19 protein-coding genes are annotated in these 20,647 nt (G+C 55.8%); 11 read left to right on the top strand and 8 right to left on the bottom strand.

The annotated features are described in order from the left end of the window. The first annotated feature begins 3 nt into the window (after nt 1-3). A complete protein-coding gene (locus JNX03_RS13445; RefSeq protein ID WP_203209533.1) occupies nt 4-903 on the top strand; it encodes a ParB/RepB/Spo0J family partition protein in 900 nt (299 codons plus the stop codon). On the opposite strand, the gene hemW is transcribed toward JNX03_RS13445, so the two are convergent. The 3 genes from hemW to rph are packed head-to-tail and all read right to left on the bottom strand — an operon-like array spanning nt 900 to nt 3,371. Next, a complete protein-coding gene (gene hemW, locus JNX03_RS13440) occupies nt 900-2,057 on the bottom strand; it encodes a radical SAM family heme chaperone HemW (RefSeq protein ID WP_203209532.1) in 1,158 nt (385 codons plus the stop codon). The genes JNX03_RS13445 and hemW overlap by 4 nt on opposite strands. Then, a complete protein-coding gene (gene rdgB, locus JNX03_RS13435; RefSeq protein ID WP_203209531.1) occupies nt 2,050-2,661 on the bottom strand; it encodes an RdgB/HAM1 family non-canonical purine NTP pyrophosphatase in 612 nt (203 codons plus the stop codon). Before rdgB ends, hemW begins: the two co-directional genes overlap by 8 nt. Continuing rightward, nucleotides 2,658-3,371, bottom strand: a complete 714-nt coding sequence (rph, locus tag JNX03_RS13430; RefSeq protein ID WP_203212245.1) for a ribonuclease PH — start codon at nt 3,369-3,371, stop codon at nt 2,658-2,660. The genes rdgB and rph overlap by 4 nt, the downstream gene beginning before the upstream one ends. 111 nt (nt 3,372-3,482) lie before the next feature. Here rph and hrcA point away from each other — a divergent pair, with 111 nt between their 5' ends. Both hrcA and JNX03_RS13420 read left to right on the top strand, forming a co-directional pair. Beyond that, nucleotides 3,483-4,547 (top strand): heat-inducible transcriptional repressor HrcA, encoded by a 1,065-nt coding sequence (gene hrcA / locus JNX03_RS13425; RefSeq protein WP_203209530.1) that lies wholly within the window; start codon nt 3,483-3,485, stop codon nt 4,545-4,547. A gap of 9 nt (nt 4,548-4,556) precedes the next feature. Continuing rightward, nucleotides 4,557-5,120: a nucleotide exchange factor GrpE gene (locus tag JNX03_RS13420; RefSeq protein WP_203209529.1), complete on the top strand. Its 564-nt coding sequence runs from the start codon at nt 4,557-4,559 to the stop codon at nt 5,118-5,120. 53 nt (nt 5,121-5,173) lie between these two features. Here JNX03_RS13420 and mutS read toward each other — a convergent pair whose 3' ends face one another. Further along, entirely contained in the window at nt 5,174-7,795 is a 2,622-nt protein-coding gene (mutS, locus tag JNX03_RS13415) for a DNA mismatch repair protein MutS (protein ID WP_203212244.1), read from the bottom strand. 164 nt (nt 7,796-7,959) lie between these two features. On the opposite strand from mutS, the gene JNX03_RS13410 reads away from it, so the two are divergent. The 3 genes from JNX03_RS13410 to JNX03_RS13400 are packed head-to-tail and all read left to right on the top strand — an operon-like array spanning nt 7,960 to nt 12,874. Further along, entirely contained in the window at nt 7,960-9,690 is a 1,731-nt protein-coding gene (locus JNX03_RS13410) for a glycosyltransferase 61 family protein (protein ID WP_203209528.1), read from the top strand. A gap of 56 nt (nt 9,691-9,746) precedes the next feature. Continuing rightward, nucleotides 9,747-12,005 (top strand): NADP-dependent malic enzyme, encoded by a 2,259-nt coding sequence (locus JNX03_RS13405; protein WP_203209527.1) that lies wholly within the window; start codon nt 9,747-9,749, stop codon nt 12,003-12,005. Beyond that, entirely contained in the window at nt 12,002-12,874 is an 873-nt protein-coding gene (locus tag JNX03_RS13400) for a ribokinase (RefSeq protein ID WP_203209526.1), read from the top strand. Before JNX03_RS13405 ends, JNX03_RS13400 begins: the two co-directional genes overlap by 4 nt. On the opposite strand, the gene msrA is transcribed toward JNX03_RS13400, so the two are convergent. Further along, entirely contained in the window at nt 12,871-13,536 is a 666-nt protein-coding gene (gene msrA, locus JNX03_RS13395) for a peptide-methionine (S)-S-oxide reductase MsrA (RefSeq protein WP_203209525.1), read from the bottom strand. The genes JNX03_RS13400 and msrA overlap by 4 nt on opposite strands. 164 nt (nt 13,537-13,700) lie before the next feature. Here msrA and JNX03_RS13390 point away from each other — a divergent pair, with 164 nt between their 5' ends. Both JNX03_RS13390 and JNX03_RS13385 read left to right on the top strand, forming a co-directional pair. Continuing rightward, entirely contained in the window at nt 13,701-14,393 is a 693-nt protein-coding gene (locus JNX03_RS13390; protein ID WP_203209524.1) for an HAD family hydrolase, read from the top strand. Between the two features lie 71 nt (nt 14,394-14,464). Then, nucleotides 14,465-14,878, top strand: a complete 414-nt coding sequence (locus JNX03_RS13385) for a DUF7282 domain-containing protein (RefSeq protein WP_037906287.1) — start codon at nt 14,465-14,467, stop codon at nt 14,876-14,878. Nucleotides 14,879-14,973: 95 nt separating this feature from the next. On the opposite strand, the gene JNX03_RS13380 is transcribed toward JNX03_RS13385, so the two are convergent. Further along, nucleotides 14,974-16,242 (bottom strand): argininosuccinate synthase, encoded by a 1,269-nt coding sequence (locus JNX03_RS13380; RefSeq protein WP_203209523.1) that lies wholly within the window; start codon nt 16,240-16,242, stop codon nt 14,974-14,976. 123 nt (nt 16,243-16,365) lie between these two features. On the opposite strand from JNX03_RS13380, the gene ilvA reads away from it, so the two are divergent. Next, nucleotides 16,366-17,598, top strand: coding sequence for a threonine ammonia-lyase IlvA (gene ilvA / locus JNX03_RS13375; RefSeq protein ID WP_203209522.1), 1,233 nt, complete (start codon nt 16,366-16,368; stop codon nt 17,596-17,598). A 9-nt stretch (nt 17,599-17,607) separates the two neighbouring features. Next, nucleotides 17,608-18,420 carry an SDR family oxidoreductase gene (locus JNX03_RS13370; RefSeq protein WP_203209521.1) on the top strand — a complete coding sequence of 271 codons (813 nt, stop codon included), beginning with the start codon at nt 17,608-17,610 and terminating at the stop codon, nt 18,418-18,420. On the opposite strand, the gene JNX03_RS13365 is transcribed toward JNX03_RS13370, so the two are convergent. Next, complete coding sequence (locus JNX03_RS13365; protein WP_203209520.1) at nt 18,417-18,749, bottom strand: Hpt domain-containing protein; 333 nt, start codon at nt 18,747-18,749, stop codon at nt 18,417-18,419. The two genes, JNX03_RS13370 and JNX03_RS13365, sit on opposite strands and share 4 nt — an antisense overlap. A 150-nt stretch (nt 18,750-18,899) precedes the next feature. Between JNX03_RS13365 and JNX03_RS13360 the strand changes: the two genes are divergently transcribed. Further along, complete coding sequence (locus tag JNX03_RS13360; protein WP_203209519.1) at nt 18,900-20,177, top strand: PP2C family protein-serine/threonine phosphatase; 1,278 nt, start codon at nt 18,900-18,902, stop codon at nt 20,175-20,177. On the opposite strand, the gene JNX03_RS13355 is transcribed toward JNX03_RS13360, so the two are convergent. After that, complete coding sequence (locus JNX03_RS13355; RefSeq protein ID WP_203209518.1) at nt 20,174-20,617, bottom strand: NUDIX domain-containing protein; 444 nt, start codon at nt 20,615-20,617, stop codon at nt 20,174-20,176. The two genes, JNX03_RS13360 and JNX03_RS13355, sit on opposite strands and share 4 nt — an antisense overlap. Nucleotides 20,618-20,647 lie beyond the last annotated feature (30 nt).

The following is a 20,647-nucleotide window of genomic DNA, read 5'->3' as shown; positions in this document are numbered from 1 at the left end:
GAGATGGCAGATAAACAAGATCGCAAACGCGGATTAGGTCGCGGGCTGTCCGCATTGATGGCGGATGTCGCGGAAACTGAAGCGACAACCGCACAAGGGCCCGTCGCGACGGAGCAATATATCCCGATTGAGCGGATTTCTCCGAACCCGGAACAGCCGCGGAAGCGTTTTGCTAAGGAAGATCTGGATGATCTGGCTGCGTCGATCAAGGAGAAAGGCGTCATTCAGCCTTTGATCGTGCGCAAGCGGAGCGATGAATCCTATGAGATCGTCGCTGGCGAGCGCCGCTGGCGTGCAGCGCAGCTGGCGCAGCTACATGAACTGCCGGTCGTGATCCGTGAATTTACAGATGTTGAAGTTCTCGAGGTGGCAATCATCGAGAATATTCAGCGCGCCGACCTGAACCCGATTGAAGAGGCCGCAGGTTATCGGCAATTGATGGACAAGTTTGGCCATACCCAGGAAAAAATGGCCGAAGCGCTTGGCAAAAGCCGGAGCCATATTGCGAACCTGCTGCGCCTTTTGAACCTGCCACAGCCAGTCCTGGATATGGTCCGGGATGGCGATCTAAGTGCAGGGCATGCGCGTGCTTTGGTGCCCGCGCAAGACCCCGTCAAATTGGCCCGAGAGATTGTTAAAAAGGGGCTGTCCGTTCGCGCAGCTGAGGCGTTGGTTAAGAAAGAACAGCAAGCGGATGCCAGCGACGTGGTCGATGGCAAAAAGCCGGCGGCCAAAGTTGAGAAAGACGCCGATACCAAAGCGTTGGAGGGCGATCTTACAGCAGCACTTAAGATGAAAGTTGTGTTGAACCATAAGCCCGGCCAAGAAAAGGGCCAGCTGACCGTGCATTACGATTCATTGGATGAGTTGGATGAATTGTGCCGCGTGCTGAGCGGTGCTTAGTCAGGTATAAGGTTCTCGATCACCGCGTTCAGAACGTTAAATCCCTGATTTGTAACGATAATCCGATCATCTGTCGCGCTGATCATCCCGATCTCGCTCAGATGATCGATCTTTTCTTTGGAAACCGGTTTACCAGCAATTCGTGCAAACCGCTTTGGATCAATGCCTTCCTTTAACCGCAAGCCCATCAACAAGAATTCGATGGCTTGTTCGGATGAATCGAGCAGGCTCCGTGGCTTCTCCGTCGTCCCATCAGTTGATCTCTCAAGCCAGATTTTGGGATTGCTGAAGCATTCTGTTGCAAAGCGGTTGCTTTCAGTCGTAACCCGACCATGGGCGCCGGGCCCGATTCCGATGTAATCACCATATCGCCAGTAGATCAGATTATGTCGCGATTGCGCCCCGTCGCGGGCGTGATTTGACACCTCGTATCCCGGCATTCCCATTTCGTCGCAAATGTCTTGGGTAAGGGTATAGAGATCGGCGCCCAGATCTTCATCGGGCAATCCGCGTAATCCACCACGGGCATAACGATCGCCAAATGCTGTACCTTTTTCAATAGTGAGTTGGTAGAGCGATATATGGTCTATCGCGAGGTTTAGAGCCTGCCTTAGCTCTACCTTCCAGTCCTGAGCGGTTTGGTTCTGGCGTCCGTAAATCAGATCAAAACTGACACGGTCAAACGCGGCCCTTGCGACGTCAAAGGCGGTCAGGGCCTCTTTTGCAGTATGAATACGGCCAAGGCGGCGGAGATCTTCGTCGTTCAAAGCTTGTATTCCCATGGAAACGCGGCTGATCCCGGCGTCACGGTACGCGGCAAAGCGGCCCGCCTCGACGGAACTGGGGTTTGCTTCGAGCGTGATTTCAAGATCGTTGGCTGTGGGCCAGTGTGTTTTGATGGCGCTGATGACATCTGCAACAACATCAGGGTCCATCAGGCTGGGCGTCCCACCACCAAAGAACACTGCATTCAGCACACGGCCCTTGGTTTCAGCAGCGGTGCGTTTGAGTTCTGACAAATAGCCATCACGCCATGCGCGTTGGTCAATTTGTCTGCTGACATGGCTGTTGAAATCACAATACGGGCATTTCGCCTCGCAAAACGGCCAATGGATATAAAGCCCGAAGCCGCCGTTTTGCCAATCTTCAGTCAAAACAAGCTGTGATCAGCTTGGAAAAGGCGTCAGCACGGTGGCTGATCGCGTTTTTCTGATCGGCATCCATTTCGGCAAAGGTGATGTCATGGTCGTCCGGCATGAACATCGGGTCATATCCATGGCCTAATTTGCCCCGGATCGGCCAAACCAAAGTGCCGTTAACGCGGCCCGCAAATACTTCGTCATGGCCATCGGGCCAGGCCAGAACCAGCGTGGCGCAAAACCGGGCGCGCCGGGGGTGCGGTGCCGATTTTTCTTCAAGCAGATTGTGCGTCTTGGTCATCGCCATCGTGAAATCGCGGCCGGTCGGGGTTTCCGCCCAATCTGCAGTGTACACGCCGGGCGCATTGTCCAACGCTTCCACCTCGATCCCTGAATCGTCGGACAGGGCAGGCAGGCCGGTGGCTTGCGCTGCGGCATGTGCCTTGATCCGTGCATTGCCAACAAAGGTGGTCTCGGTCTCTTCCGGCTCTGGTAGGTTCATCTCGGCCGCGCCGACCACAGAAACGCCGCGCGGAGCGAACAATTGCTGCATTTCCTCCAGTTTGCCAGCGTTGTGGGTGGCAATCAGGATGCGGGTTTCTGTGAATTTCCGGGTCACGCAGTGACGTCCTTTTGGATCGCGACGAGTTCGGACACGCCTTTTTCGGCCAGGTCCATCAATTGGTTCATTTGATCGCGCGAGTAAGTGGAGCCCTCAGCGCTCATCTGAACTTCGATCAATCGCTTTGAGCCGGTCATGATGATGTTGCCGTCTACCCCTGCTTCTGAATCTTCAGGATAATCGAGATCAAGCACGGGCTGACCCGCGTAAATGCCGCAGCTGATTGCGGCGACTGGATCAACCAGCGGATCGGTGATCACATCGCCGGCCTTCATCAATTTGTTGACCGCAAGACGCAGCGCAATCCAGCCGCCGGTGATCGACGCGCAGCGGGTGCCGCCATCGGCCTGCAAAACATCGCAATCCACGGTGATCTGACGTTCGCCCAGCGCAACGCGATCAACACCTGCCCGCAAAGACCGGCCAATCAGGCGTTGAATTTCAACAGTGCGGCCGCCTTGCTTGCCCGCTGTGGCCTCACGGCGCATCCGGGTGTTGGTGGCGCGGGGCAGCATGCCGTATTCTGCGGTGACCCAACCCAAACCGGAACCTTTGATAAACGGCGGAACGCGATCTTCGATGGTTGCAGTACACAAGACATGGGTATCCCCCATCTTGATCAGCGCCGACCCTTCGGCATGTTTGGTAAAGCCTACCTCAACAGAGACAGCACGCATTTCATCAAGTTTCCGGCCAGAGGGACGCATATTCATTCCTTTACAGTTTGAACCGGGGATAGCGCCCGACCTATGCTGTATGCAAGCCCGATTGACGTTTACCCTTGCTGCACCTTTATTATCTCCTAAACAGGTATGAAGATGACAGAGACCTCTGACCTACTCAACGAGATGAATGACCGATCCCGCGAAGTGTTTCGCCGGGTGGTCGAAGGATATCTGGCCAATGGTGATCCTGTCGGGTCACGAACCCTGACACGGGATTTCAGTGAAAAGGTCAGTGCGGCAACAATCCGGAACGTGATGCAGGATCTTGAGTACCTTGGTGTCTTGGGATCGCCGCACGTCAGCGCCGGGCGTATTCCTACACAACTGGGCCTGCGGATGTTCGTCGACGGGATGATCGAACTGGGTGATCCGACAGAGACCGACCGCGAAAAGATTGATGCAACCCTTGGCGACAATGCATCGGATGTTGGCGGTCTGCTTGATCGTGTTGGCTCTGCCTTGTCGGGAGTCACGCAAGGGGCGTCACTGGTTATGACGCCCAAGCACGAAGCCCCTATAAAACATATCGAATTTGTGTCCCTGTCGCAGGATCGGGCACTCGTTGTTCTGGTGTTTTCGGACGGTCATGTGGAAAATCGACTGTTCACGCCGCCCCCTGGGCAAACGCCGAGTTCCATGCGGGAGGCGGCAAATTTCCTCAATGCGCTGGTTGAAGGTAAAACCATCAGCGAGCTTCAAAAAACCATTGAGCGGGAGATCGCACAAAGGCGACAAGAGATTGATGTTCTGGCCCGCGACATGGTGGAAAGTGGTCTGGCACTGTGGCAAGGCGAGGATACCAACACGGAGCGTTTGATCGTCCGAGGTCGGTCGAATCTGCTGGGGACGGAAGCGGAAGCCGAGGATCTGGAACGTATTCGCAGCCTGTTTGATGATCTGGAACGTAAGCGTGACATCGCCGAATTTCTTGATTTGGCCGAGGGCGGCGAGGGTGTGCGCATTTTTATCGGCTCAGAAAACAAACTTTTCTCACTTTCGGGTTCCTCTCTGGTGTTTTCCCCTTATATGAACGCTGATCGAAAGGTGATTGGTGCGGTCGGCGTGATTGGCCCCACTCGCCTGAACTATGGACGTATCGTGCCGATTGTGAATTACACGGCACAGCTGGTCGGAAAACTGGTGTCTGATCGGAGTTAGAGGTGAAAAATGGCAGAGCCTAAGGAAAACGATTTTCTCGACGATATTGAGCAAGCGATGGCAGAGGAATTTGCCGAGGACGCGGCCGAGATTGATGATGAAGCGCTGGAGCTTGAACAGCTTCGTGCAGACCGGGATCAATACAAAGACCGTTTCATGCGGGCGCTGGCCGATGCCGAGAATGCACGTAAGCGGTCTGACAAGGATCGCCGTGAGGCGGAGAACTATGGCGGGTCAAAGCTGGCCCGTGACATGCTGCCTGTTTACGACAATATGAAACGCGCCCTTGAGGCCGCCACAGAAGAGCAGCGGCAGGTGTCCGGCCCATTGCTTGAGGGTGTGGAGCTGACCATGCGCGAGCTGCTGAATGTGTTCAAGAAACACGGGATCGAAGTGATCGCGCCGGAAGTCGGCGATAAATTCGATCCGCAGCATCATCAGGCCATGTTCGAAGCGCCGGTGCCGGGCACCAAAGCGGGTGACATTATCCAGGTCGCGGCAGAAGGTTTCATGTTGCATGACCGCTTGCTTCGTCCCGCTCAGGTTGGGGTTTCGTCGCAACCTGCGGGATAAGAGATTTCTTGCCTTCGGCGAGAGTATTTATTGAGCCAAAAAGAAAGAGGTGGTCAGTCTTTGACCGCCTCTTTTAGTTTGTACAGCAGATCAAGTGCCTCACGCGGGGTCAGCTCATCTGGCATGATCGTCTTGAGTTGTTCTTCAACCTCGGACTTTTGGGTCGGAGCAGGGGCCGGCGTGGCGCTCACCGAGAAAAGTGGTAGATCGTCGATCAGGGTTTTCTGGGTTGCGCCACCTTCGCGTTCGCCTTTTTCCAGCGCATCAAGAACAACACGGGCGCGGGCGATCACCGCATCAGGCAAACCGGCAAGTTGCGCCACTTGTACGCCATAAGATCGATCCGCCGCGCCCTTGCGCACCTCGTGCAGAAAGATCACCTCGCCTTCCCATTCTTTCACCGCGACTGTGGCGTTATCAACGCCGTTCAATTTACCGGAAAGGGCGGTCATTTCGTGATAATGGGTGGCAAAGAGCGCCCGAGATTTGTTCACATCATGCAGATGTTCAAGCGTGGCCCAAGCGATCGACAACCCATCATAAGTCGCTGTGCCGCGACCAATTTCATCGAGGATTACCAAGGCGCGGTCGTCCGCTTGGTTGAGAATCGCGGCGGTTTCAACCATTTCGACCATAAATGTGGAGCGGCCGCGCGCCAGGTCATCCGAAGCACCCACCCGGCTGAAAAGCTGGCTGATCATGCCGATATGCGCAGAAGCGGCGGGGACGAAGCTGCCCATTTGAGCCATCAGGGCGATCAGCGCGTTCTGGCGCAGAAATGTAGATTTACCGGCCATATTGGGGCCGGTCAGCAACCAAATATTCGCATCCTGATCCGATGCGCTGAGGTCACAATCGTTGGCGATAAACGGTTCACCCGATTGTTGGGCGAGGGCGCGTTCCACCACGGGATGACGACCACCCTTGATGTCAAAGGCGCGGCTGTTGTCAACCTTGGGGCGTGTCCAGTTTTCCGCCAACGCAAGATCGGCCAGGCCCGAGGCCAGATCAATCTCGGCCAGCGCGGTTGCGGTGACACCGATCTGCGCGGCGCTTTCAAGAATGGCGGCTTTGAGGGATTCAAATAGCCGTTTCTCGATCTCAAGCGCGTGGTTCCCCGCATTGAGAATCTTTGTCTCCATTTCGGACAATTCTACCGTTGTGAAGCGTACCTGATTTGCAGTTGTCTGACGATGGATAAAGGTCTCGGACAGGGGTGGCGCCAGCATCTTGTCTGCATGGGTTGCGGTGGTTTCAATAAAATATCCCAGCACATTGTTGTGCTTGATCTTCAGTGTCGAGATGCCCGTGATAGAGACGAAATTCTGTTGCATTTCTGCGATGACAGAACGCCCTTCATCGCGCAGTTTGCGCGAAGCATCCAGTTCTTCGTCATAGCCTTCGGCGATGAATCCGCCATCGCGGGCCAGGAGCGGCGGCTCTGCAACCAGCGCGGCATCCAAAAGGTCAACGAGATCGGCATGGCCGGTCAAACCTTTTGCCGCAGTGGCAAGCAGATCTGGCAGATCAGATGGCGAGATCAGGTTTTGGAGTTGTTCTGCCTCTGCGAGGCCATTGCGGATTGCGGCGATATCGCGCGGACCACCCCGATCCAGAGAAAGCCGAGACAAGGCGCGGTCAAGATCAGGCACCTTGCGCAGATGATCACGGATATCCTGAACAAGGCGACGGTGTTCGGTGCAGAAGGAAATCGCATTAAGACGGTTGATAACAGTCTCTAAAGACCGCGAGGGGCTTGCGATCCGGCGCTCCAGCAGTCTCGCGCCGCCGGCGGTACAGGTGCGATCCATGATCGACAAAAGCGATCCAGCGCGACCACCTGTCATGCTATGGGTCAATTCCAGGTTGCGTCGGGTAGCGGCGTCAATCTGAACGCTGCGGGCTTCGCTTTCCTTCTGGGGCGAGCGCAGGAGGGGCAGTTTGCCTTTTTGAGTGATCTCCAAATAATCGATCAATGCACCCATTGCGGAAACTTCGGCGCGGGAAAAGCTTCCGAAGGCATCAAGGGTTGCAATGCCGAACAGATTACAGATGCGTTTTTCGGCTGCGGTGCTGTCAAAGGCGGAGCGGGCGATCCCGGTTAAAGCGAGGCCGAAATCAGAAACTAAATCGGCAAATTCCTGCTCTTTGGCTTCGGACACGATCAATTCGGATGGGGTGAGGCGGGCCAGTTCCGGGCTCAACCGAACGGTTGCCAAGGGCATGACGTGAAAGGCACCGGTAGAGATATCGACCCAAGCCAGCGCCGATACATCACGTACCTCGGCAAATGCAGCAAGGTAATTGTGGCGGCGCGGTTCGAGCAAGGCCTCTTCGGTCAGGGTGCCGGGGGTGACAAGGCGGACAACATCGCGTTTGACTACCGATTTATACCCGCGCTTCTTCGCCTCGGCCGGGCTTTCCATTTGTTCGCACACCGCAACGCGAAACCCTTTGCGGATCAGCGTGAGCAAGTACCCTTCGGCGGCATGAACGGGGACACCGCACATCGGGATATCCTTGCCCGCATGTTTGCCGCGTTTGGTCAGCGCGATATCCAATGCCTCTGCGGCAGCGACCGCATCATCAAAAAACATCTCGTAAAAATCGCCCATCCGGTAGAACAGCAGGGCGTCGGCATATCCGGCCTTAAGCTCAAGATATTGCGCCATCATCGGCGTGACTTTTTCTTCGCTCACTGCATTCTCCCCGCGCATGTCTGTCTGTACAAAACCATGCGGTCTGAGGAAAGAGGGCCACGCCCAGAGATGTTGGTAGACCGGGGCATTCTTCGTGATAAAATCGGGTTAACACCACATGATGAGAGCTCCGCCCGCCCGTGCGCAACAAGATTGACCTGTCGTTGCCGCCAGAAACCTTGTTTCACAACCCCTGGAGCGATCCGGGGTTTTTTCTGCTGAAGAGGCCGGAATTTATCTGGCGACCCAAAGAGCGCGCCATCATCGAAGGATTTGCGGTAAGCGAACATGCGCAGATCAACAAGAAGATCCGATCATTCCTGACGGTCACCAAGCGGCAAAAGACCTTTAGCAAGGCGATCGAATACGCTGCCGCCCCGATTTATCTGGAGCAGGCGAGTTTTCGTAAATCCCACATCATGGTGCAGGACAGAATGTTGCTTAACGGCGCCTCCGGGGTGCGGTTGATCAACCGGTTTCGTTGGGAAAATGAAGAGGCTGAGATTGACAGCGTTGATCAGGTTCAGACCTATCTTGCAGGTTGTCAAAATGAGAACACGGAGCGTGAAATTCCGTCGAGTCTGGCCGATTTAGAGCCTAATACTGACGTTGCTATCGAATGCCGAAACACGTTCAACTTCTATCATTTTATCACCGAGTCTCTGTCACAGCTGACGGTTCTGGATGGGCATAACTTCACCGGAGATGTCTATTTCCATTTTCCGAACCAGGAAGACAAACAAAGACCCTTCGCCAGGGCTTTTGTGGATGCGTTGTTTCCTGAGCTCGCGGGGCGGGTGTTTTTTGAGCGGGCGCCGAAAGAATACGACAGCGTCATATCGACCTATGATTTTTTGGGTGGCCACTATCAGGCGCCACGTGAAAGCGTCAGTGGGATAGGTGATTTCGCGCCAAAACCGTTTGTTGAGGGGGGTGGTTTGACGGATGTGCGTGGTCAGGCGGTTCTGGCGATGAACTGCGTCAGTTCGCCACTGATTGCCCTGCGCAACCGCGGTTTGGCGGCGATCGAGGGGCAGGATTTTAGTTATTTGCCCAAGCGGTTCTTTGTGGGCCGCGATGATCGCCAAAGTCGAGCGCGGCACATGGAAGGTGAGGATCTGTTGTTTGATCATCTGCGCCTGTTTGATTTTGAATATGTTGTGTTTGAAAACCTGTCACCGCTAGAGCAGGTGGCGATCATGGCCCAGGCAGAAGTGATGATTTCCTATCATGGGGCCGGCTTTACCAACATGTTGTTTGCCAATCCTGATACCTATGTGATCGAGCTTGGGACATTGCAAACCGCGCAGTTTCGTTGGGGGGATTTCTGGCCTTTGGCGAACGCTGCGCAATGTCGTTACATCAGTTTTTTTGCAGACCACAACACAGAAAACCCTTTGTTAGAGCCGAACTTCAGTCAGGACGGCATTGTTCCCGTGCGTCTTGGTGAGGCTGCAACAGCGGAGATTATGGCCTTTGTCGTTACCTTGTTGGGGCATTATCCGAAATTGACCAAACTGGCGATTTTGATCGAAACCGCCACTCGTGCTTTGCAGGCAGGAGCGCCGGAGAAAGCGGCAGATCTTATTGACCATCATGCCGAATTTCTGGACCGCGACGCAGAGCTTTGCCTGATCAAGGCGGATTGCCACAAGGAACTGGATGAACCCAAGTCAGAATTGGTGGCGCTGGATTTGGCCTATAAGGCAGATCGCAGCCGTTGGCAGACCTTGGTGCGGATGATCTGGTGCGCGAACCGGTGTGAGCGCCCGCAAGTGATCCGATGGGCCCTATCCCGGCTTGAGCGCGATTTCCCTGAACGGCACGAGAATTTCGTTACCGCACATAACTGGGTCAAATACGTCACCTGATTGTATGCGCGTGCTTTGCTGTCTATGACTCGTCTAAACAGCAGAAAGCCGATCCCGTGACCAAAAACCGTATCACCTCAGAAGAAGCGCTTGCCTTCCACCTCGAACCCAGCCCCGGCAAGTTCGAGATCAGCGCAACCGTCCCGATGACCACCCAGCGCGATTTGAGCCTGGCCTATTCGCCCGGTGTTGCCGTGCCCTGCGAGGCCATCGCTGAAGCGCCTGAAACTGCTTATGATTATACCAACAAGGGCAACCTTGTGGCGGTGATCTCCAACGGGACAGCGGTTTTGGGCTTGGGCAATCTTGGGGCGCTGGCCTCCAAGCCGGTGATGGAAGGCAAGGCCGTCCTGTTCAAGCGTTTCGCTGATGTGAATTCCATCGATATTGAGCTGGATACCGAAGATACCGAGGCCTTTATCAACGCGTGCAAATTGATGGGACCCACCTTTGGTGGCATCAATCTTGAGGACATCAAGGCGCCGGAATGCTTTATCATTGAGCAGCGCCTGAAAGAAGAGATGGATATCCCTGTCTTTCACGATGATCAGCATGGCACTGCGGTGATCTGTGCGGCGGGACTGCTGAACGCTTTGCATATTTCCGGAAAAAAGATCGAAGATGTCAAAATCGTTCTGAACGGTGCCGGTGCAGCAGGTATTGCCTGTCTTGAGCTGCTCAAGGCGATGGGCGCAAAACATGACAATTGCATCATGTGTGACACCAAGGGTGTGATCTACCAGGGCCGTACCGAAGGTATGAACCAGTGGAAATCGGCGCATGCGGCAAACACCAAGCTGCGTACTTTGGAAGAGGCGATGAAAGACGCCGATGTGTTCCTCGGTGTGTCGGTCAAAGGTGCCGTGACCCCCGATATGGTGGCCAGCATGGCGGACAATCCGGTGATCTTTGCAATGGCAAACCCTGATCCGGAGATCACGCCCGAAGAGGCGCATGAGGTGCGCATGGACGCCATCGTGGCCACCGGGCGCAGTGATTATCCAAATCAGGTGAACAACGTTTTGGGCTTTCCCTATCTGTTCCGCGGAGCATTGGATATTCATGCCCGTGCGATCAACGACGAGATGAAGATCGCCTGTGCCCATGCGCTTGCCAATCTCGCACGCGAGGACGTGCCAGATGAGGTTGCCGTGGCTTACGGCAAGACTCTCAGCTTTGGTCGCGATTACATTATTCCAACGCCGTTTGATCCACGTCTTATTCACCGTATTCCGCCAGCGGTCGCACGGGCCGGCATGGATACCGGCGTGGCGCGGCGTCCGATTATCGACATGGACGCCTATGAATTGAACCTGAAATCCCGCATGGATCCGACCGCCAACATCTTGCGCGGCATAAACGCTCGCGCACGGGCCAATCAGGCGCGGATGGTCTTCGCCGAAGGGGATGATCCACGGGTCTTGCGGGCCGCGGTGATGTATCAGCGTGCGGGTCTCGGCAAAGCCTTGGTTGTAGGACGGCCTGATGATGTGAAGGCCAAGCTTGAATCCACCGGAATGGGGGATGCAGTCCGCGAGCTGGAGGTGGTGAACGCCGCGAACACCATGCATTTGGACAGCTACAAAGATTACCTTTATGGCCGGTTGCAACGGCGCGGATTTGACAAGAAAGACATCCATCGCCTCGCCGCCCGAGACCGTCATGTGTTTGGTGCATTGATGCTGGCGCATGGGCATGGCGATGGCCTTGTGACCGGTGCAACGCGCAAATCGGCGCATGTGCTTGAGCGGATTAACCATGTGTTTGAGGCAAATGCCGAACATGGCGCGGCAGGGTTTACCGCGCTGATGCACAAAGGGCGGATCGTGTTTATCGCCGATACACTGGTGCATGAATGGCCGGATGAAAACGATTTGGCCAATATCGCAGAAAGCGGCGCACGGGTTGCGCGGCATATGGGGCTGGAGCCGCGTGTGGCCTTCGTCAGCTTCTCTACCTTTGGCTATCCTGTGTCGGAGCGTGCGGAAAAAATGCACCTCGCACCGAACGTTCTGGACGCCCGCGGTGTCGATTTTGAGTACGAGGGCGAAATGACCGTCGATGTGGCGCTGAATGTTGCGGCACAAAAAAGCTATCCGTTCTCGCGGTTGACGGGGCCAGCGAATATTCTGGTTGTGCCGGCGCGGCACTCTGCCAGTATTTCGGTGAAATTGATGCAGGAAATGGGCGGTGCAACGGTGATCGGGCCAATCTTGACCGGCTTGGATCAGTCCATCCAGATTTGCTCGACCAACGCAACGGCCAATGACATCTCGAATATGGCGATTCTTGCGGCCTGTAAGGTCGGCAAATGATCTGGAACCTTGGTTCGATTAACGCGGACAACTTCTATCGTGTGCCGCATTTGCCTGAACCTGGGGAAACCCTTGCCGCGACCGGATTTGACCGGGGGCTTGGCGGCAAGGGCGCAAACATGTCGGTCGCAGCAGCGCGCGCTGCGGCGCGCGTGGTGCATATCGGCGCTGTCGGTGCCGATGGCGGATGGGCCAAGGACCGTTTGTTGGAATATGGCGTAGATACGCAGCATATCTCAGAGGTCGATACCCCCACAGGCCATGCCAATATCTGCGTCGATCCGGCGGGTGAAAACAGCATCGTTCTTTATCCGGGTGCCAATCATGCCATCACCGAACAGATGATCGGCGCGGCATTGGCAGAGGCATCGCCGGGGGATTTTGTTTTGATGCAGAACGAAACGCTGGGCCAGAAATATGCGGCAGATACAGCGCGTACCTTGGGGTTACGGGTGGCCTATGCCGCCGCGCCCTTTGATACCGATGTTGTAGCCGAAATGGCAGCACTGGCGGATCTACTGATCTTGAATGAAGTCGAGGCAGCGCAGTTGCTCGCGGCAACCGGGCAGGAATTGACCGATCTGCCGGTGGATGATGTTGTGGTCACGCTTGGCGGTGACGGATGCAGATGGGTCTCTAACAAGGTGAATGTCACACAGACCTATGCGGCTTACCCCGCCGATCCGGTTGATACGACCGGGGCGGGCGATACCTTTACCGGTTATCTAGTCGCCGGACTGGATCGCGGAATGGAGATGGCTGATGCAATTGATCTGGCGATGCGGGCCGGGGCGCTCATGGTGGCGCGGCACGGCACCGCAGATGTCATTCCGGACCTCAAAGAGATCCTGGATCACGACTTTGGCTAGTTCACGAAGGGCGCATTTGCACCCCACAGCTGTTTGACCCGTTTGTCACGGCCACAGCCCTTGCGATACCGTTTGTATGCAACCGCCTTTTTCACACCAACTCCGACGCTGCTGAAGGCGAGGCGTTCACTGCTTTTGTAATAATCCTGATGATAATCATCGGCGGCATAGAATGGTGCAGCGGGCAGGATCGGGGTGACGACTTTTTGCCCCAATGCGGCCTGGGCCTCTGCCTTGGCCTTTTCAGCGGCGGCTTTCTGGGCGGGCCCATTGGCAAAGATTGCTGAACGGTAGGTCGGACCGCGGTCACAGAATTGCCCGCCCGCGTCCGTCGGATCGATGGATCGGAAAAACAGCGACAGGATCGTATCACGGCTGACCACCGCGGGGTCGAACTGGATCTGGACCACTTCGTAATGACCGGTGCCGCCGGATGTCACCTGCTTGTAGGTAGGGTTCTTGGTTGTGCCGCCAGCGAAACCTGACACCGCTTCCTTGACCCCTTTGACAGATTCAAAGTCTGATTCAACGCACCAGAAACAGCCGCCAGCGACCACGAGCGTTTCGGTGCCAGCAGCATAAGCATGGGGGGCACGGGCGCAAATGCCGATCACGATCAATGCGGCTAGGGCAATGGCCTTGAAGTTGGAGAGTTTCGTCATTGTCTGCTCCTCTTGGATGCGATGAGGCTGCCGTTCAGACTGAGCTAGCGCAAGAGCGACTCCCGCCAAGTCACGCGGTGGTGAAGGCAATTTACCGCTTGGCTTGCTGTCGTAACATTTCTAGCGTCGCCCTTGGTCTGCGACGAGAAAAAGAGAGAAAAGAGATGCGAATTGCGATGTGGTCGGGGCCACGCAATCTGAGCACGGCAATGATGTACAGTTTTGGTGCACGCCCGGATTTTGCAGTGATGGATGAGCCGTTCTATGCGCCCTATCTGCTACATACCGGCATCGAACACCCGATGCGGCATGACATTCTGGACGCCCATGAGAATGATCCGGTCAAGGTTGCACAAACCTGCCGTGAAGGCGGGACGCCGCATTTGTATATGAAACATATGCCACACCATATGATTGACGGATTTCCCATGGAGTGGGCGGAGGAATGCGTCAATATTCACCTGATCCGCCATCCGGCACGGGTGATTGCCAGCTATGCGGCGAAACGCGAAGCGCCGACGTTGCATGATATCGGCTATGCGCAACAAACGCGATTGTTTGATCGCATTGGCGGTTTGGTGATCGACAGCACCGATATCCGCGCCGACCCAGACGCGATGTTGCGCAAACTTTGCGCTGCCATTGATCTTCCGTTTGATCCGGCGATGCTGCATTGGCCGGCGGGGCCGCGCGTCGAGGATGGGATTTGGGCGTCGCACTGGTATGGGGCGGTGCACCAAAGCACCGGTTTTGCCGGAGCAGAGGGGCCATTACCGGACTTGCCTGTGAATTTGCAGCCCTTGCTGGATCAGGCGTTGCCGCATTATCAGCGGCTTTGGGACCGCCGCATGAAATAATTTTACAAATTTTTTGAAACTCTCCCTACAGCACCTTCGTGCCTTCACCATCATTAACAAGGGAGATCGTAATGAATACTCTATGGAATGCCGCCGCTGCACTGGTTTTGAGCACGGGTGCCGCCTTTGCTGCCGCCCACGCAACACCAATGGTCGAAGCGTCTGATCAGGACGTGTCAAACGGCGTGGTCAGCGCAGAAAAAGTTGTCGCAGGCGAAAACGGTTGGCTGGTTGTGCATCGCACTGGTGCCGACATGAAGCCGGGTCCGGTTGTGGGCTATGCACCACTGCGTGCTGGTGAAACCGCTGATGTTGCCGCGATCTTGCAAGAAGAGGTCAAACCCGGCGAGATGCTGATGCTTATGGTTCATGCCGAGGCAGGCGGGATGAAAACCGGGGTGTTTGAATACACGCTGGGTGCCAAAGAGGACGGCCCGATCAAACCTGATGGGAAGCTGGTGATGACAGTCATCACCGCCAAGTAACGGCTGGGCGCCGTGCCTTTCGTTGCCAGAAGGGGCGGCGCCGTTGCTAACTTGCCCGGACAAAACCTGTCCGGGCCTTTTTTATCGGATATCGATCAATCGAACCGTGGCAGACCGCGATCCGGCACAACATCTTTGCCAGTTGCCTCACCGCGCCGCTGATCACGGGCGGCCAGCAGGCGCAGACGGAGGGCGTTGATCCGGATAAACCCTTCGGCATCTTTCTGGTCATAGGCACCGCGGTCATCTTCGAAGGTCACGTGCTGTTCGGAATAGAGGCTTTCGTCGGACCAACGACCAACAGTGCGCACGGATCCTTTGTACAGCTTCAAACGCACCGTACCGGACACATGTTCCTGGCTCTTGTCGATGGCCGCCTGCAGCATCTCGCGCTCCGGGCTGAACCAGAAGCCGTTGTAGATCAGTTCAGCATAGCGTGGCATCAACTCATCCTTGAGATGTGCCGCGCCGCGATCAAGGGTGATCGATTCGATGCCGCGATGCGCCTCAAGTAGCAGTGTGCCGCCGGGCGTTTCATAGATGCCACGTGATTTCATGCCAACAAAACGGCCCTCAACCAGATCCAGACGGCCACAACCGTGCTTGCCGCCCAGTTCATTCAGCTTGGTCAGGATCTCGGCAGGGCTCATCGCCTCGCCGTTGATCGAAACGGCATCACCTTTTTCAAAACCAACTTCGATGAATTCCGGCGTATCGGGCGCATCTTCGGGATTCACGGTGCGCTGATAGACATAGTCAGGTGCATCCACGGCCGGATCTTCAAGCACTTTACCTTCGGATGAGGTGTGCAGCAGGTTGGCATCAACGCTAAAGGGTGCCTCGCCGCGTTTGTCCTTGGCAATCGGGATCTGGTTCTTTTCGGCAAAGTCGATCAGCTTGGTCCGGCTGGTCAAATCCCATTCACGCCAAGGGGCGATTACTTTAATTTCCGGGTTCAAGGCATAGGCGGCCAGTTCAAATCGCACCTGATCGTTGCCTTTTCCGGTTGCACCATGGGCCACGGCATCAGCGCCGGTTGCTTCGGCGATCTCAACCAGACGCTTGGAAATCAAGGGGCGCGCGATGGAGGTGCCAAGCAGGTAGAGCCCCTCATAGACCGCATTGGCGCGGAACATCGGGAATACGAAATCGCGCACAAATTCTTCGCGCACATCTTCGATGAAAATTTCGGATGCACCCATCATTTCAGCCTTGGCGCGGGCTGGCTCCAGCTCTTCTCCCTGGCCGAGATCGGCGGTGAATGTGACAACCTCACAGCCATATTCGGTTTGCAGCCACTTGAGGATGATCGAGGTATCAAGCCCGCCGGAGTAGGCGAGCACAACTTTTTTAGGCGCGGACATGAAGATTCCCTTTCCAGTTCGTCTCGCGGCCTAGCGTTTTTTCAGGGCACGGGCAAGATAAGGGGCCGTTGACCGGGGCGTATTGCCGCCCTATCGACAGAAAACACTGGTAAAGGCGGTTTTATGACAGAGAATTTTCAGGCGATGGCGACATTGGCGGCAGCAAAGATGCGGCAGGTGTTCCCCGAAACGCCGCTGATGCGCAACGAAATGCTGTCCGAACGGTTTGGCGCTGACATCTGGCTCAAGCGCGAAGATCTCAGCCCGGTACGGTCATACAAACTGCGTGGCGCCTTCAATGCGATGCGCAAGGTGATCCCGGATCAGACAATGTTTGTCTGCGCCTCGGCGGGCAATCACGCCCAGGGTGTTGCCTTCATGTGCAAACATTTCCAGGTGCATGGCGTGGTGTTTATGCCGGTTACGACGCCGGAACAGAAAATCCTGAAAACCCGCATGTTTGGAGGTGATCACGTCGAGGTGCGGTTGATCGGGGATTACTTCGACGAATCCCTCAAGGCCGCGCAGGATTTTTGTGCCGAAAAGGGTGCGCATTTCCTGTCCCCTTTTGATGATGAGGATGTGATCGAGGGGCAGGCCTCAGTTGCGGTTGAGATAGAGCAGCAGTTGGGTGGGCTGCCGGATCACATCATCTTGCCGGTCGGTGGTGGTGGGCTGTCTGCCGGGGTGCGCGGGTATTTTGACGATACGGTGCGCTATACCTTTGTTGAGCCGTCTGGCGCCAAGAGCCTTGCTGCTGCATTGGAGGAGGGCGCACCTGTCGATGTCTCGCCGATCAATTCCTTTGTGGATGGCGCCGCCGTGGCCAAGATCGGTGCACGGACATTTGCGCGACTGAAGGGCATTTCGCCAAATGACGTGATGGATCTCGCCGAAGATCGGATCTGCAACACCATCGTTGAGATGTTAAATGTCGAAGGCGTTGTTCTGGAGCCAGCCGGCGCGATGTCAATCGAGGCGCTGGGCGAGGTGGCAGATCAAATCAAAGGCAAAACCGTGGTTTGTGTGACCTCTGGCGGGAACTTCGATTTTGAACGTTTGCCCGAGGTAAAGGAGCGGGCGCAGCGATATGCCGGCCTCAAGAAATATTTTATTCTCCGATTGCCGCAACGTCCCGGCGCATTGCGCGATTTTCTCGATACACTGGGCCCGCATGATAACATCACGCGATTTGAGTATATGAAAAAATCTGCCCGTAACTTTGGCTCTGTCCTGATCGGGATCGAAACGGATGCGCCGCAGAACTTTCCGGCGATGTTTGGCCGGATCGATGCGGGCGGCTTTACATATACCGATATCACCAATGATGAGACGCTTGCGCAATTTGTGATCTAAGGGGCCGATATGAAGTTTAAAGATGCATCCGTTGTCATCACCGGTGCGGGCAGTGGGATCGGGGCGGCCTTGGCCCGCTTGGCCGCGACAAAGGGCGCGCGAGTTACCGTTTCGGACATTGACGGCGACAAGGCAAAGTCAGTTGCACAAGAGATTGGCGGGGTCGCGGTGCCTTGTGATGTGCGCAACGAAAACGCTATTCAAAAGCTGATTACGAAGGCCGAAGCGGCCCACGGACCGGTTGATATTTTTGTCTCTAATGCGGGGCTTGGGCGAGGTGATCCAAGCCATGCAGCATCGCAACCGGATGAGCATTGGATGTTGAATTGGCAGGTGCATGTGATGGCGCATGTTTATGCTTGCCGGGCTTTGCTGCCGGATATGATTGCGCGAAAATCAGGGCATCTGGTCAATGTGGCGTCCGCGGCAGGATTGCTGAACCAGATCGGCGACGCAGCCTATTCCGCGACCAAACATGCCGCGGTCAGCTTTGCAGAATCCTTGGCCATCACGCATGGGGCGGATGGGATCAAAGCCTCCGTTGTTTGTCCGCAATATGTGGCGACGCCTTTGCTGGGGTTGTCTGACGCCGATGCCGCCGCGCAGGCCAATCTGCTGACAGCGGACGATGTGGCGGCGGCTGTTGTTGAGGGGGTCGAGGCAGACAGGTTTCTGATTTTGTCGCATCCCGATGTGGCGGAATACACCCGCCACCGGGCACTGGATCATGACCGGTGGATCGGTGGGATGCAGATGTTGCGGGCCAAGGCAAAAGACACCTTTGGCGAGATCAGCGTCGAGTCGTTTTACAAGCTGGTTTAAGGGTCAAAGGCGCTTGGCAACTCCGCCAGAAATCGTGATTTTGAGGTCTCGTAAGATACCAAAATCGGCCCAAGATCAATCTCATGGGCGCGCCCTTTTGAAGCAAGGGTTTCGCTGATTTGACATAGATCGGAGAGATCGCAAAACCCGAGCGTTAGCGCGCTGCCCTTGAGAAAGTGCAGGGCCTCTTCCAGGTTTCGGTCGCCTGCTTGTGCAGTAAGGGTCAACGTCACGCTGTCCGCCTCTTCGAGGAAGAGATCCACGACCTCGCCAAAATCGTCCGGGCCGACTTCGTTTCGCAGGTTTGAAATGCGATCCCAATCCAGCATCATAAGATCCTTTCAAGGCCAATTGTCCGCCTTGAACCTGAATAATCTCCTGCGATTTTTGTGGAGATTGCGTTGGATTTTAGCTTTCACCCGGTCTTAAGACCCCGGACCATAACAAGCGCCATTCGCCATCATCTGTGCTGGGGGCCTATGGTTCAGGGTATAACGGCATCTATCGGTCAAGGCCGGTTGGATGCACATGAGGCCGCCGTAAGGGTGGTGTTGGTTGTTGATGACAGCCGCCTGCAACGGCGCATCCTGATGTCGTCTTTGGCGCGGTGGGGGTTTGAGGTGATCGAGGCCGCATCGGGCGAGGAGGCGCTGGCGGCCTGCCGCAAACGAATGCCCGATCTGATATTAAGCGATTGGATGATGCCGGGTATGTCCGGTCTGGAATTTTGCGAAGTGTTCCGTGATCTGGAAAATGAGAGCTATACCTATTTTATCCTTCTGACCTCCAAAAGCGAAAAGGCGGAGGTGGCCAAGGGGCTTGATTCAGGTGCTGATGATTTTTTGACCAAGCCGGTTGATGCCAATGAATTGCGGGCCCGCATTACGGCGGGCGAACGGATCATCGATATGCAGCGAGAGCTGTCGCACACCAACCGGGTGATCAGCGAAACACTGGATGAATTGCAGCGTGTCTACGATTCTCTCGATTCTGATCTTCTTGAGGCGAAAAAGCTGCAGCAATCCCTCCTGCGTCAACGCAGCGCCACGTTTGACCAAGGGCAATTGTCGCTTTTGCTACGGCCAAGTGGCCATGTCGGGGGGGATCTGGTCGGGTTTTACCCTGTGGGGGACCGTCAGCTGGGCCTGTTTGCAATCGATGTGTCCGGCCATGGTATCAGTTCGGCCCTGATGACGGCGCGGTTGGCCGGTTATCTGTCCGCCACCGCCCCGGATCAGAACATCGCGTTGCAGCGGTCGGAAGATGGGGTTTATGCCCTGCGCCCGCCTGCTGAAGTGGTCACTGCTCTAAATCAACTTGTGCTGAACGAAATGGAAACGGAGCATTATTTCACACTGATGCTCGCCAATATTGATCTGAGTACTGGCAACGTGCAGATCGCCCAGGCGGGTCATCCGCATCCGGTGGTGCAACGGGCCGACGGCACAATCGAACAATCCGGCACGGGTGGTTTTCCTGTGGGATTATTGCAGGGCATCCCCTTTGAGCAGTTTGAATTGTCTCTGCGCCCCGGTGATCGTTTGCTGATATTGTCAGACGGGGTGACAGAATGCCCTGACGCCAATGATCAGATGTTGGATGAGGACGGGTTGGCGGCAATCCTCAATGCATTGCAGGGGGTTAATGGTCATGACCTGTTTGAGGCTTTGGTTTGGGAACTGTCCTGCTTTTCGGGCACAAACGAGTTTCCCGATGACATTTCCGGCATCCTTTTCGAATTCTCCGGGCCTGACTAACGCTGGCCCAAGTAGCGCGACAAGAACATCCGATCGCCATCGTTGCCCAACGCCGTCACCGCGTCAGAGCCGGACAAGACCAGCGTCGCATGATCCGGTTCAATCGGATCCGCGATCTGGCGCACGGGGTGTGCGACATAAACATGGCACAGCTTTTCTGCCCAAAGGTCATATTCAGGCATGAACACAAAACGCCGGAACGCCCCCAAGCGCCGGGGTTGCGCGATGCGCCAGCCGATCTCTTCGAGAACCTCGCGGTGCAGGGCCTGCAAGGGCGATTCGCCGGGATCAATGCCGCCGCCGGGCAGCTGCACATCAACCTGCGGCTCCATCTGCGCGGTCATCAAAAAGCGACCCTTCAACGGCAAGATCGCATAAGCCCCTGGCCGGACGCGATAAGACTTGTCCCAGCGGGGTGTTTCCCCAATCCGTCTGATCATCAACGCCTCCTGTTGAAACGGCCCCTTTAT

Origin of the sequence: Sulfitobacter mediterraneus (genome assembly GCF_016801775.1) — a bacterium.
In the GTDB taxonomy this organism is placed as follows: Bacteria; Pseudomonadota; Alphaproteobacteria; order Rhodobacterales; family Rhodobacteraceae; genus Sulfitobacter; species Sulfitobacter mediterraneus_A.
Note: the sequence above shows the minus strand (reverse complement) of the source record. Positions and strands in the feature narration are given on the sequence as shown.